Genomic DNA, 12972 nt, shown 5'->3' with positions numbered 1-12972 from the left:
CTCGTGAGGCCCCGCCTCCGACAATAGATCACGGTCCCAAATAGCAGCGTAAAATGGGGCTACCATGAAACCGATCATTTGTCTCGATGGCGATGGCGTCTTGCTGGACTTCCACTCGGCATATCGCACAGCCTGGCATAAAGCGTTTGGCTCACTCCCAGCCCTAAAGGATCCTGACGCATATTGGCCGATCGATCGTTGGGATGTTCACTGGCTAGATGGTGAAGACCTTCGTCATTTCCGCTCGTATTTTGATCATGAATTTTGGCGCACTGTTCCCGCTATTAGTGGAGCAAAAGACGCTTGCAAAAACCTCTCTGACGCCGGCTACGAGCTGGTTTGCGTGACCGCCCTGGACGAGCGATTTCAAAAAGCGAGGCTACAAAATCTTCGCGACCATGGGTTCCCGATTGAGCGAGTTGTCACAACCGCCAGCACTGTTGGCGACGTGAGTCCGAAAGCTCAGGCCTTGCGGCAGCTTATGCCAATTGCTTTTGTCGACGACTACTTGCCATATCTCCGCAATATTTCCCCGTCTATTCACGCTGCGTTGATCTTGCGAGAAGCAAATGGAAGCCCCAACATTGAAGAGAAATTCACTAGGGTAGACTCGCGACATAGCGACTTGTTAAAGTTTGCTGATTGGTGGCTGGGAAGATTGAAATCGTAACAACTAATTGTATTAGGAGGTGCGATGACCCAGAACGAGCACGAAGCATGCATGGTCGCCGAATACAAGAAACGGGCTGCGGATAGACTGGCACAACGCAGCGCGCAGCGACTGCCTGCAGCCCCACAGCCCACTTCAAGTAACGGGATTGTGACGCTGCGTTTCGCGCTAGACGCCAAGCCGGTATCCGACCTAGGTGGACCTCTAAAGGTATTCGGCCCTTCCAGAATCTGCATCCCTAAATAGTCACTTCAAGGCTATTTCTGCCCCTCGACGAGATATCGATGCACCGCCCATGCTCATATCGTTTCCAGACTGCTCAGCAATAAGTCAACTCTTCGAGCAAACGAATACCTTGAGGGCAGTAGCGGTAGTAATCCGGCAAAACCCGCCCTATCGTCGTCGCTAAACTTCGGACGCATATCTTTGCCACAGCAAAACGGACGCATAACTTTGCCAAAAGGCCTGGTTATGGGTCTAGGCACAAAACTCATTGATTTACTTGGGGAATTTTGGTGCGGCTGGCGGGGATCGAACCCACGACCCTTGGCTTCGGAGGCCAATACTCTATCCACTGAGCTACAGCCGCGCTGGGGGAATTTCTGAAGTGTGCCGTAGGATACCGTTTTTATCGAGGGCCGTCCATGGAAAGTGTCGTTTTGAGCATCTTTGCGTTTCCATGCAGGCATTTTTGAGTCTATAATCGCCCGTTTGGTGAAGGTTTTGCAAGGCAGCTGGTTGATCCATTTCTTCTCACGCCACCCGGCTTCGAAATTAGTCTGTTAAGGAAATCATGAGCGACGCACATAACGAACACGAATCCGCCATCAGAACGCCCAAGCAGCTTGTTGCTGCCGTTATCGGCTTCTTTGGAGTCACAGTAATCGGTATCATCCTGCTGGTGCAGTTCGTGACCGCAGACAAATTGACCGGCGCCGGCTCCAACAGCCAGGCCGCTGAAGAAATCGCCACCCGTATCGCTCCCGTCGCCGACGCCGGCTTTACCCTGAAAGACTCGAACGCGCCGAAAGTGCTGCAAACCGGCGAAGCCATCTACACCTCGACCTGCGCAGCCTGCCACGGCGCCGGCGTCGCCGGTGCGCCGAAGTTCGGCGACAGCGGCGCCTGGAGCGCCCGCATCGCCCAGGGCTACGATACCGTCATCAAGCACGCCATCGAAGGCCTGCGCGCCATGCCGGCCAAAGGCGGCAACCCGGATCTGGACGATGTCGAAGTCGCCCGCGCCGTGGTCTACATGGCCAACAAGGCAGGCGCCAAGTTCAAGGAACCTGAAGCTCCGGCCCCGAAGGCCGCAGCAGCCGCGCCAGAAGCTTCGGCGCCAGCCAAGTAAGCGCCCGCCTTTGCAGAAGAACCGGCCCCCAGCGGCCGGTTTTTTTACGCCCGGACTATTTGCGGCCGGCGGCGATCTGGTATTTCTTCAGCTTGTCGTAGAGGGTTTTGCGCGGCACCATCAGGTTGTCCGCCGCCAGCGCGACGTTGCCATCGACGGAGGACAGCGCCTGAACGATCAGCTCACGCTCGTGATGGTCGACCTGCTGCGGCAGCGACAGCACCCCGCCCTCAGCCGCCGGCGCCGGCACGGCAACCACAGCGGTGGCGGCTATGCCCAGCACCAGCCGCTCGGCGAAGTTGCGCAGTTCGCGCACATTGCCCGGCCACTCAGCCGCCTGCCATTGCGCCATCTGCTGCGCGCTCCATGCCGGCAGCGGACGATGGTAGCGGGCCGCCGCGTCGGCGGCGAAGTGGGCCAGCAGCAGCGGGATGTCGTCGCGGCGGTCGCGCAGGCGCGGCAGGTCGATGCTGACCACGCTGAGGCGGTAATACAGGTCTTCGCGGAACTGGCCCTGCGCGCTCAACTGTAATAGATCAAGTTTGGTCGCGGCGACCACCGTGCAATCGAGCGCGACCGTCTCATTGGCGCCCAATCTTTCCACCCGCCGCTCTTGCAGCACGCGCAGCAATTTGACCTGCAAGGCCATCGGCATGCTTTCGATCTCGTCGAGGAAGACGGTGCCGCCCTGCGCGTACTCCAGCTTGCCTATGCGGCGCTTCTGCGCGCCGGTGAAGGCGCCCGCCTCGTGGCCGAAGATTTCGCTTTCGAACACCGACTCCGGCAGCGCGCCGCAGTTGATGGCGACGAAGTTGCCCTTGCGGCCGCTGGCCGCGTGCAGCAGGCGCGCGGCCACTTCCTTGCCGGTGCCGGTCTGGCCGTTGATCAGCACGTCCACGCCGGCCGGAGCGATGTTGCGTATCAGGACTTTCAACTGCTCGATGGCGGCCGAGCGGCCGACCAGGTCCGGCACATCGGGATGCTGGGCGCGGGCGGTGCGCAGTTGACGGTTTTCCAGCACCAGCCGGCGGCGTTCCTGCGCACGCTTCACCGCGTCCAGCAGGCGCTCGGCGGCGAAGGGTTTTTCGATGAAGTCGTAGGCGCCGCTGCGCATCGCGGCCACCGCCATCTCGACATCGCCATGGCCGGTGACTACGATCACCGGCAACTCCGCATCCATCGCGGCGGCCTGCGCCAGCAGCTCCAGGCCGGAGCGGCCCGGCAGCCGCACGTCGGTGACGATGACGCCGGGATAGTCGGCGCGCAGCAGCGCCTGCGCTTCCTCGGCGCTGGCGCAGGCCTGCACGCTGAAGCCGCCCAGTTCCAGCGTCTGGCTGGTGGCCAGGCGCAGCGCGGCTTCGTCTTCGATCAAAATAGCCTGCACTTTATGCTCCCTCGGTTTGCAGCGGCAGGCGCAGCTCGAAGCGCGCGCCGCCGCCGGCTTGATTATGCGCCGTCAATTGGCCGTTCATGGCCTGCACGATGGACGACGAGATCGCCAACCCCAGTCCCAATCCCTTGCCGGACGGCTTGGTGGTGAAGAACGGCTCGAACAGATGCGCCACCACCTGCTCCGGTATGCCGGCGCCGCTGTCGCTGATGCTGACCAGCGCGCAAGCGCCATCGCGCTCCAGGCCGATGACGACCGTGCGCCGCTCGGCCGTCTCCACCGCGTCGAGCGCGTTGCGCAGCAGGTTGATCAGCACTTGTTCAATACGCACGCTATCGCCCGTCACTTTGAGACCGTCGGACGCGGCGATCTCCAGCGCGACGGCGTGGCGGCGGAATTCGCTCTCCAGCAAAAACGCCGAGGCCCGCACCGACGCCGCCAGGTGGACCGTCGCCACCGTTTCATCCTTGCGCGCAAAGCCCTTCAGCTGGCCGATGATGGCACCCATGCGCGCGCTGGCCTCGCTGATGTGGCCGAGGTTGCCCGCGACCTGCTCGCCCTGCCCGCGCTCCAGGAACACGCGGGCGTTGTCGGCGAAGGCGCGGATTGCGGCCAGCGGCTGGTTCAGTTCATGGGTGATGCCTGCCGCCATCTGCCCCAGCATCGCCAGCTTGCCCGCCTGGACCAGCTCGTTCTGCGTGGAGCGCAGCAGGTGTTCGGTTTCCTGCAGCTTGGCGTATTTGCTTTCCAGATGCTGGTTGGTGGTGCGCAGTTGCTGCGTGCGTTCGACGATTTTGTCGTCCAGCTCGGCGGCGGCCTGTCGCAGCGCAGCGGCCGAGGCCATGCGTTCTTCCAGTCGGCGACGACGCTGGTGCAGCGCCCAGCTCGACACGGCGGCACAGGCCAGCAGCAGCACGGCGGCGGCGCCCCATTGCGCGCCGGTGCGCAGCACACGCGACTGGCCGGGAAACAGCATCAACTGCCAGCCTAGCTGGCCGACCGATTGCGTGACGAACAGGTCGGCACGTCCGCTCAGCGGCGTGATCTTCTGTCCCGTGTATTGCTGGGTGTGCGCCAGCTGGCGTTCAGTGGCGGCGTCCAGCGCGTGCAGGCTGCGGTAGATCCAGTCCGGGCGGTTGCTAAGGAAGATCACGCCACTGCTGTCGGCCAGCGCGATGGTGTCGTCGCTGCTGCGCCAGGTGCGTTCGAAATCGGCCAGGCTGATCTTGACGGCGACCACACCGGTGACAGGGCCGCCCGCCGTGCCGTTGCGGTACACCGGCTGGGCGATGAAGTAGCCGGCCTCGCTGGTGCTGGTGCCGATGCCGTAGAAGCGCCCCGCCCTGCCGTGCAGCGCGGCGTCGAAGTAAGGCCGGTAGGAAAAGTTCTTGCCGACGAAGCCCAGCGGCTGGTCCCAGTTGCTGGCGCCTATGGTCAGGCCGTCGCGGTCCATCACGTAGATCGCGCCGACCTTGGCCTGCTGCTGGATGGTTTGCAGCGTGCTGTTGAGTCGGGTGATCGCCGGCGCATCGGACGGATGCGCCAGCGCTTCGATCAGGTCGGGCTGAAAGCCCAGCACGAAAGGCAGGGTTTCATATTTTTGCAGCAGCGTTTGCAGATCCGGCGCCATCAGTTGCAGTTGGCGCTGGCCCTGCTGCCGTAGCTCTTCGCGCGCGCGCCAGGTGCCGGCCAGGTAGGAGCCGGCAATCACGCCCAACGCGCATGCGAACGTGAAGGCGAACAGCAGCAGGTTTTTTTGGGCGCGCATACGCAGATTCTACTGCACCTGCTCAGTCCACCGCCGCCATGCGCATCTCGTCGTTGTGATGGCGCTGCTGCTCTTCCATCACCAGCTGGCCCAGCTCGCGCTTGAGGGCGTTGAACTCGGCAGCGGACGGATCGCGCAGGCGCGGCAAGTCCACCATCAGGTCGCGCTTGACTGTGCCGGGACGGTAAGTCATGACGACGATGCGGTCGGCCAGGTAGATCGCCTCTTCGATGCTGTGCGTGACGAAGATGATGGTTTTCTTCAGCTCGGCCCAGATGCGCAGCAGCTCGTCTTGCAGGTTGCGGCGGGTCAGCGCGTCCAGCGCGCCGAAGGGTTCATCCATCAGCATGATCGGCGAGTCCAGCGCCAGCACGCGGGCGATGGCGACGCGCTGGCGCATGCCGCCGGACAGGTCTTTCGGGAAGCGGTGCTTGAAGTCGCTCAGCGACAGCATGCCCAGCAGCTGGTCGACCTTGGCCGCGATCTCGGCTTGCGGCATGCCCTTGATTTCCAGGCCGAAGGCGATGTTCTTTTCCACCGTCATCCAGGGGAATAGTGCGTACTCCTGGAACACCATGCCGCGTTCCGGGCCGGGGCCGGTGACGAGCTTGCGGTCGGCCGTGATGGTGCCGGACGATGGCAGCGAGAAGCCGGCAATCGCGTTCAGCAGCGTGGACTTGCCGCAGCCGGAAGGCCCGAGCAGGCAGACGAACTGGCCTTGCGGGATGTCGAGGTTGATGTCCTTGAGGGCGATCACTTCGCGGCTGTCGGTCTTGAAGACCTTGTTGACGGCTTTGACTTCGATATGGGTCATCTTAATTCTCCAGGCCGCGGTGCCAGCGCAGCAAATGATTGTTCAGTTTGTTCATGCCGACGTCGATGATCAGGCCCAGCAGGCCGATGCTGATCATGCCGGCGATGATTTTGTCGGACCAGAAGTATTCGCGCGCTTCGAGGATGCGGAAGCCGAGGCCGTTGTTCACGGCGATCATCTCGGAGACGATGACCACGATGAAGGCGGTGCCGATACCGATGCGCACGCCGGACAGGATGTAGGGCACGGCGGCCGGCAGCATCACGCGGACAAACATGGTGCGCTGGCTGACGCCGAGGTTGCGGGCGGCGCGGATGTAGATGCCGTCCACCTGGCGCACGCCGGCGATGGTGTTGACCAGCACCGGGAAGAACGCCCCCAGCGCGATCAGGAACACGGCCGGCGCATTGCCCAGGCCGAACCACAGTATGGCCAGCGGAATGTAGGCGATAGGCGGAATCGGCCGCAGCACCTGCATCAGCGGATTGAACCAGGCGTACATGCGCTGGCTCGATCCCATCAGCAAGCCCAGCGGCAGCGCCAGTCCCGCGCCGATGGCGAAGCCGACAATCACGCGGTACATGCTGCTGAAGGTGTCGCCCAGCAGTTCGCCGGACAGCGCCCAGCTCAGCCACGATTGCGCGGCCGGATCGTAAGCGGTCAGCGGCAGCAGGTATTCGATCCACTTGTGCACCACCGCGAACGGCGACGGCAGCACTTGCGGATTGATCCAGCCCAGCATGGCGCTGGCTTGCCAGAAGGCGATGATAACGATGGGCACAACCGCGCCCGAGGCGGCTTGCCGCCAGTCTTGCTTGCTCATGGTGGGTCTCCGTTATTGAATGCTGAGGCTTTTCTTGGCCGCTTCCAGCAGGTCGGTCTTGACCCAGTCCTTGGCCACCGGTGCGGCGCGCATCTTGCCCGTGCCGTGCTTGGCCATCACGTCCGTGGTGATCTGGATGTGCTCGGGGCTGATGTCGTAGCTGTACGGCGAGTTGCTGATGGCGTCGTCGAAATCGTCCTTGGTGATCTGGTTCTTGAAGATCACTTCACGCACGTATTTCTCGGCGACCGGCTTGTTGTCGATGAACAGCTTGGTGGCCTGCACGAAGCAGTTCATGAACTTGGCGGCGGTGGCGCGGTGTTCCTTGTAGAACTTCTCGCTCATCACCATGGTGCGCACCGGCGCGCCGATCGGCGTGTCGTAGGGCTTCATCACTTCCACGCCGTAGCCTTTGTTGATGGCTTGCGAGGATTGCGGTTCGCTCTGCATGATGGCGTCGAGGTTCTTGCCCATCAGCGCCTGGTTGAGGTCGGCGAACGCCAGGAACACCAGTTGCACGTCCTTGCCCGGCTGGTCGGAGGCGGTCAGGCCGGCCTGGGCCAGTTCGGCGATCAGCAGCACCTCATGGATGCCGCCGCGCGTGACGCCGACGCGCTTGCCCTTCAAATCCTTGATGGACTTGATGTTGCTGTCGGGACGAGCGACCAGGCGCGCGCCGCCCTTGGCGAAGCCGGCCACCACGTAGATAGGCGCACCGTTGGCGCGGCCGGAGATGGCGGCCTCGGAAGCGGTGGCGCCGACGTCAAGCTCGCCGGCCAGGATGGCCTGCATCACGTCCGGGCCTTTGGCGAAGACGTGCTCTTCCACCTTGATGCCGCACTTGGGCGCGATTTCCTTGATGTACGAGACGGCGCCGTAATGGGCGAATTTGAGGTTGCCGAGGCGGACCACTTCCTGCGCTTGCGCACCCGAAGCGGCGGCCAGAGCGAGGGCCAGCGATAACAGACGGAACTTGGACATGCGTGTCTCCTTTGTGGTTGTAGTTACCGGAGACATTGCAGCTTCCGTGCCAAGCACGGGCTGCGGTTCAAGTCCTTGATTTGTAAGGAGGCGTGAAAAAAGCGCGGTGCGGTTCAGGCGGAAAACCGCATGAACCGGATACTGCTTATGCGGAAATCCGCCAAGCTTGGATTTAGCTGCACAGGCCGAAGGTCTTGCGGTCGGCGAAGTAGCGGTAGGTGAAGGTGCGCATCGGGTACTTGGTCAGCGCGATCTCGAAAGCGGGCGGGACGACGTCGAAACGCTCGGGCAGTTTTTCCTTCACGCGCAGGCGCACGCGCCAGATCGTATCATCGCTGGTGGCGCCGGCGACCAGCATGTCCGGCACCTTGGGGATCACGTCGACGATCTCCGGCCGCGAGTTGGTGGCGCGCTGGTAGAAGCTGACCAGTTCGGCCTTGGCCAGTACAGCGCCCTTGGGCGCGGTGACGTGGTATTCGCGGGAGAGGAACAGGGCGCGCTCACCGCGCGGCACCAGGTAGACGAAGGTGAACTCGGCGCCGCCGTCCGGCAGCGTCACCGGCGGCGTGGTTGACACGCTGATCCCACGCGGCAGCTCATAGCGCGAGCCATCCTGCCAGGCGGAGCACTCCGGCGTCTTGGCCATGTAGACATCGACAGGCTTGAACGAATCGCCGCAAGCGGCCAGCAGCAGGGGCAAAACAATGAGTGCGGAATAACGCAAGCGCATGAGGGTACCGGTTTTTTATAAATCGAAGTCCGTAGTTTACTCTGAAATGAAAAAGGGCCGCATCGCTGCGGCCCTTTGCTTGCGCTACGTGGTGATTACCACATGATGACGCGGTCTTTTGGTTCCAGGTACATCTTGTCGCCCGGCTTCACGTTGAAGGCGTCGTAGAAGCCTGGCTGGTTGCGCATCGGGCCGTTCGCGCGGAACTGGCCTGGCGAGTGCGGATCGGTCTTGATCTGAACGATCTGCTGCGCTTCGCGCATCTTCAAACGCCATACCTGCGCAAAGCCCATGTAGAAGCGCTGGTCGCCGGTCAGGCCGTCGATGACAGGGGCTTCCTTGCCGCCCAGCGACAGCTTGTACGCCTTGTACGCAATCGCGATGCCGCTGTTGTCGGCAATGTTCTCGCCCAGGGTCAGCTCGCCGTTGACGTGGTAGCCAGGCAGCGGGCTGAACTGGTTGTACTGCTCCACCAGCATCTTGGTCTTGGCCGCGAAGTTCTTGTGGTCCGCAGCGGTCCACCAGTCACGCAGATTGCCGTCGCCGTCGTACTGCGCGCCCTGGTCGTCGAAGCCGTGGCTGATTTCGTGGCCGATCACGCCGCCGATGGCGCCGTAGTTGACCGCGTCGTCCGCATCAGCATTGAAGAACGGTGCTTGCAGGATCGATGCCGGGAACACGATCTCGTTCATCTCCGGGTTGTAGTAGGCGTTGACGGTTTGCGGCGTCATGCCCCACTCTTCGCGGTCGATCGGCTTGCCCAGCTTGGCCAGTTCCTTGTTGTACTCGAACTCGCGCGAACGGATCACGTTGCCAACCAGGTCGTCCTTGGAAACAACCAGCTTGGAGTAATCGCGCCAGTGGTTCGGGTACGCGATCTTGGTGGTGAACTTGGCCAGCTTCTCTTGCGCCTGTTTCTTGGTGACTGGGCTCATCCAGTCCAGCTGGTCGATGCTGGTCTTGTACGAAGCCAGCAGATTGTTGACCAGCACCTGCATGCGCGCCTTGCGCTCGGCCGGGAAGTTTTGCTCGACGTAGATCTTGCCGACTGCTTCGCCCAGCGCGCCTTCGGTGACGGAAACGCCGCGCTTCCAGCGTGGACGCTGTTCGGTAACGCCGCTCAGCACGGTGCCGTAGAAGGCGAAGTTTTCATCGACGTACGATTTGTTCAGGTAAGGCGCGCCCGAACGCAGCAGATGCCAGCGGAAGTAGGATTTCAGCGTGTCCAGATCGGTCTTGGCCAGCAGCGCGGTCATGCCCTTCAGGTAGCTAGGCTGGCCGACGATCACGTATTTGACCTTGCCGGCGATGCCGGCGTCAGCCAGGTAGGCGTTCCAGTCGTAGCCCGGCGCAACCTTGCCCAGCTTGGCGATGTCGACCTTGTTGTAGGCCTTGACCGGGTCGCGCAGTTCGACCTTGGTCCACTGGATCTTGGCCAGCTCTTTTTCGAACGCCACGATGGCGCGCGCGTTGGCTTCAGCCTTGGCGTCGCCTGCCAGCGTCAGGATCTTGGTGATGTGCAGTTCGTACTTGGCCAGCGCGTCGGCCATTTTCTTGTCGTCGGCTTTCAGGTAGTAGTCGCGGTCAGGCAGACCCAGACCATCCTGGCCGAAATCGACCACATATTTGGTCGAATCCTTGTTGTCCTGGTGGATGCCGTAGCCGTAAGGCGCGGTCACACCGATCTTGTTCAGGTGCGAGATCAGCGCCGGCAGCTGCTTCTTGTTCGACACGGCGGCGATCTTGGCCAGTTCCGCGTTCAGCGGGGTCAGGCCCAGCTGTTCCAGCTTGGCTTCGTCCATGAAGCTGCTGTAGAAGTCGCCGATGCGCTGGGCTTCAGGGCCGCCGGCCTTGTTGGCGGCGGCGCCTTCGATGATGGCGCGCAGCTGCGGCTGGATGTCGTCGCGCAGCTTGGCAAACGAGCCCCAGCTCGCTTTGTCAGCCGGGATTTCGGTCGTGGCCAGCCATTTGCCGTTCATGTGGATGAACAGGTCGTCCTGCGCGCGTACCGCCGGATCGATGTATTCCACCGCAATGCCGGAAACCAGCTTGCCACTTGCTACTTGGGCGCTGGCCGGAGCTGCACTTGTGGTGCTGTCGGCGGCGCCCGCCAGGCCTGCGATCAGGCTCAGGGTCAATGCACTTACGAGATGACGTTTCACGAAAATATCCTCTTGATTGTATAAAGGCCAATCCACGATGTTTGGCCCTGTTGCGCTTTATATCACAGGGCCGCCACCGCATAAAGTGTTACCACATGATGACGCGGTCTTTTGGCGCCAGATACATCTTGTCGCCCGGTTTTACGCCAAAAGCGTTGTAAAAACCCGGCTGATTGCGCACCGTGCCGTTGGCGCGGAACTGGTCCGGCGAGTGCGGGTCGGATTTAAGGTAAACGATTTGCTGGGCGTCGCGGATCTTGCTGCGCCACACCTGGCCGAAGCCCATGTAGAAGCGCTGCTCGCCGGTCAGGCCGTCGATCACCGGCGACGGCTGGCCGTTGAGCGAAATCCGGTACGCCTTGAGCGCGATCGCCGCGCCCGAGTTGTCGGCGATGTTCTCGCCCAGGGTCAGCTCGCCGTTGACGTGGTAGCCCTTGACCGGACTGAAGGCGTTGTATTGCTTGACCAGCATCTTGCTCTTGGCGGCGAAGTTCTTGTGGTCGGCCTTGGTCCACCAGTCGCGCAGATTGCCGTCGCCGTCGTACTGGGCGCCCTGGTCGTCGAAGCCGTGGCTGATCTCGTGGCCGATCACCGCGCCGATGGCGCCGTAGTTGACGGCGTCGTCGGCGTCGGCGTTGAAGAACGGCGGCTGCAGGATGGCGGCCGGGAACACGATCTCATTCAGTTCCGGGTTGTAGTAGGCGTTAATGGTTTGCGGCGTCATGCCCCATTCGTCGCGGTCGATAGGCTTGCCGAGCTTGTTCACTTCCTTGTCGTAGTCGAACGCGCGCGAGCGCTGGATGTTGCCGACCAAATCATCCTTGGCCACCACCAGCGGCGAGTAGTCGCGCCACTTGTTCGGATAGCCGATCTTGACCATGAACTTGCCCAGCTTGGCCTGCGCCTGTTCCTTGGTGGCCGGGCCCATCCAGTCCAGCGTGGTGATGCTTTGCTTGAAAGCCGCCAGCAGGTTCTGCACCAGCGCCTCCATGCGTTCCTTGCGTTCGGCCGGGAAATGCTGCGCCACGTACAGCTTGCCCAGGCTCTCGCCCAGCGCGCCGTCGGTGGCGTTGACCGCGCGTTTCCAGCGCGGCTGCTGTTCCTTGATGTCGCTGAGCACGGTGCCGTAGAAGGCGAAGTTCTCCTGCGCGAAATCTTTCGACAGATAGGCCGCGTTAGCGTGGATCACCTGCCAGCGGAACCACGCCTGCCAGGTCGCCAGCGGCGTCTTGTTCAGCACCTGGTTGAAGCCGGTGATGAAGCTGGGCTGGCTGACGATGACGTAGTCGACCTTGCCGGCGATGCCGGTGTCCTTGAGCCAGGTGGCCCAGTCGTAGCCGGGCGCCAGCTTCGACAGTTTATCCAACGGCACCTTGTTGTAGGCCTTGACCGGGTCGCGCAGCTCGACCTTGGTCCACTGGACTTTCGCCAGCTCGGTCTCCAGCGCCACGATGGCCCTGGCGTCGGCCGCCGCGTTGGCGTTGCCGGCCAGGGTCAGCATCTTGGTCACGTGCTGCTCGTACTTGGCCAGCGTGTCGGCCATCTTCTTGTCCGACTTTTTCAGGTAGTAGTCGCGGTCGGGCAGGCTCAGGCCGTCCTGGACGATGTCGGCCACGTACTTGGTCGAATCCTTGTTGTCCTGGTGGATGGCGAAGCCGTAGGGCGCGGTCACGCCGTAGCGGTTGAAGTGGGCGATCAGGGCCGGGATGTCTTTCTTGTCCTTGAGCGCGGCCACGCGGTCCAGCTCGGCGCGCAGCGGGCTCAGGCCCAGCTGCTCCAGTTTGGCTTCGTCCATATAGCTGGCGAAGAAATCGCCGATGCGCTGGGCGTCCGAGCCGGGCGTCTTGTTCGGATCGGCGGCGGCCGTCTCGATGATGGCGCGCAGCTGCGGCTTGGTGTCGTCGTCCAGCTTTTCAAACGAGCCCCAGCTCGACTTGTCGGCCGGGATTTCAGTCTTGGCCAGCCACTTGCCGTTCAGATTGAGGAAGAAGTCGTCCTGCGGGCGGACGGCGGCGTTGATTTCGGCCAGGTCGACGCCCGAGGTTTTTTGCTGTGCCTGGACACCGGCCGAAGCCAGCAGCGCCAACATCAGCGCGCTTAACATATGTACTTTCAAGTCTCTCTCCAATGATGGGGTCAAGTCTGACATTTGGACACGAGCCCGGCTGTAAGTCCTTACTACGGAAGAGGCCGTGTCCAAATGTCAGACTTGACCCCAGTCGTTACTATCCCGGAACAATAGCAAAAAGGCCACGCGAGGTGGCCTTTTTTTGCGTTCTTCCC

General features: G+C 62.1%; 10 protein-coding genes and 1 tRNA gene. 2 read left to right on the top strand and 9 right to left on the bottom strand.

Going from position 1 to position 12972, the window contains the following annotated elements; translation table 11 throughout:
- Positions 1-64: 64 nt before the first annotated feature.
- Positions 65-670: an HAD family hydrolase gene (locus GEV02_RS10130; protein WP_152837863.1), complete on the top strand. Its 606-nt coding sequence runs from the start codon at positions 65-67 to the stop codon at positions 668-670.
- A gap of 513 nt (positions 671-1183) precedes the next feature.
- Here the strand turns inward: GEV02_RS10130 and GEV02_RS10125 are convergent.
- Positions 1184-1259: transfer RNA gene (locus GEV02_RS10125), tRNA-Arg, on the bottom strand.
- Positions 1260-1463: 204 nt separating this feature from the next.
- Between GEV02_RS10125 and GEV02_RS10120 the strand changes: the two genes are divergently transcribed.
- Positions 1464-2021, top strand: coding sequence for a c-type cytochrome (locus tag GEV02_RS10120; protein WP_152837862.1), 558 nt, complete (start codon positions 1464-1466; stop codon positions 2019-2021).
- Positions 2022-2076: 55 nt separating this feature from the next.
- Here the strand turns inward: GEV02_RS10120 and GEV02_RS10115 are convergent, their stop codons facing one another.
- The 8 genes from GEV02_RS10115 to GEV02_RS10080 form a co-directional block, all read right to left on the bottom strand.
- Complete coding sequence (locus GEV02_RS10115; RefSeq protein WP_328595774.1) at positions 2077-3405, bottom strand: sigma-54-dependent transcriptional regulator; 1329 nt, start codon at positions 3403-3405, stop codon at positions 2077-2079.
- A gap of 1 nt (position 3406) precedes the next feature.
- Positions 3407-5179 carry a sensor histidine kinase gene (locus GEV02_RS10110; RefSeq protein WP_152837861.1) on the bottom strand — a complete coding sequence of 591 codons (1773 nt, stop codon included), beginning with the start codon at positions 5177-5179 and terminating at the stop codon, positions 3407-3409.
- Positions 5180-5201: 22 nt separating this feature from the next.
- On the bottom strand, positions 5202-5993 hold the full coding sequence (locus GEV02_RS10105) for an ABC transporter ATP-binding protein (RefSeq protein ID WP_152837860.1): 792 nt from the start codon (positions 5991-5993) through the stop codon (positions 5202-5204).
- Position 5994: 1 nt separating this feature from the next.
- Positions 5995-6816: an ABC transporter permease gene (locus tag GEV02_RS10100; protein ID WP_152837859.1), complete on the bottom strand. Its 822-nt coding sequence runs from the start codon at positions 6814-6816 to the stop codon at positions 5995-5997.
- A gap of 12 nt (positions 6817-6828) precedes the next feature.
- The gene (locus GEV02_RS10095; RefSeq protein WP_152837858.1) at positions 6829-7797 is read right to left on the bottom strand and encodes an ABC transporter substrate-binding protein; all 969 of its coding nucleotides are present in this window, start codon (positions 7795-7797) and stop codon (positions 6829-6831) included.
- A 172-nt stretch (positions 7798-7969) separates the two neighbouring features.
- The gene (locus GEV02_RS10090) at positions 7970-8527 is read right to left on the bottom strand and encodes a hypothetical protein (RefSeq protein WP_152837857.1); all 558 of its coding nucleotides are present in this window, start codon (positions 8525-8527) and stop codon (positions 7970-7972) included.
- Positions 8528-8622: 95 nt separating this feature from the next.
- On the bottom strand, positions 8623-10689 hold the full coding sequence (locus tag GEV02_RS10085) for a M13 family metallopeptidase (protein ID WP_328595773.1): 2067 nt from the start codon (positions 10687-10689) through the stop codon (positions 8623-8625).
- Positions 10690-10777: 88 nt separating this feature from the next.
- A complete protein-coding gene (locus GEV02_RS10080; protein ID WP_174999061.1) occupies positions 10778-12793 on the bottom strand; it encodes a M13 family metallopeptidase in 2016 nt (671 codons plus the stop codon).
- Positions 12794-12972: the final 179 nt, after the last annotated feature.

Source organism: Rugamonas aquatica (genome assembly GCF_009380215.1).
GTDB classification, from domain to species: domain Bacteria; phylum Pseudomonadota; class Gammaproteobacteria; order Burkholderiales; family Burkholderiaceae_D; genus Rugamonas; species Rugamonas aquatica_B.
The sequence above is the reverse complement of the archived record's forward strand: the minus strand, read 5'-3'. Positions and strand labels throughout refer to the sequence as shown.

Bases quoted from the DNA above. Each gene is read 5' to 3' on its own strand.
- GEV02_RS10095 (WP_152837858.1), bottom strand. From the start codon at position 7,797: ATGTCCAAGTTCCGTCTGTTATCGCTGGCCCTCGCTCTGGCCGCCGCT.
- GEV02_RS10105 (WP_152837860.1), bottom strand. From the start codon at position 5,993: ATGACCCATATCGAAGTCAAAGCCGTCAACAAGGTCTTCAAGACCGAC.
- GEV02_RS10090 (WP_152837857.1), bottom strand. From the start codon at position 8,527: ATGCGCTTGCGTTATTCCGCACTCATTGTTTTGCCCCTGCTGCTGGCC.
- GEV02_RS10130 (WP_152837863.1), top strand. From the start codon at position 65: ATGAAACCGATCATTTGTCTCGATGGCGATGGCGTCTTGCTGGACTTC.
- GEV02_RS10100 (WP_152837859.1), bottom strand. From the start codon at position 6,816: ATGAGCAAGCAAGACTGGCGGCAAGCCGCCTCGGGCGCGGTTGTGCCC.
- GEV02_RS10120 (WP_152837862.1), top strand. From the start codon at position 1,464: ATGAGCGACGCACATAACGAACACGAATCCGCCATCAGAACGCCCAAG.
- GEV02_RS10080 (WP_174999061.1), bottom strand. From the start codon at position 12,793: ATGTTAAGCGCGCTGATGTTGGCGCTGCTGGCTTCGGCCGGTGTCCAG.
- GEV02_RS10110 (WP_152837861.1), bottom strand. From the start codon at position 5,179: ATGCGCGCCCAAAAAAACCTGCTGCTGTTCGCCTTCACGTTCGCATGC.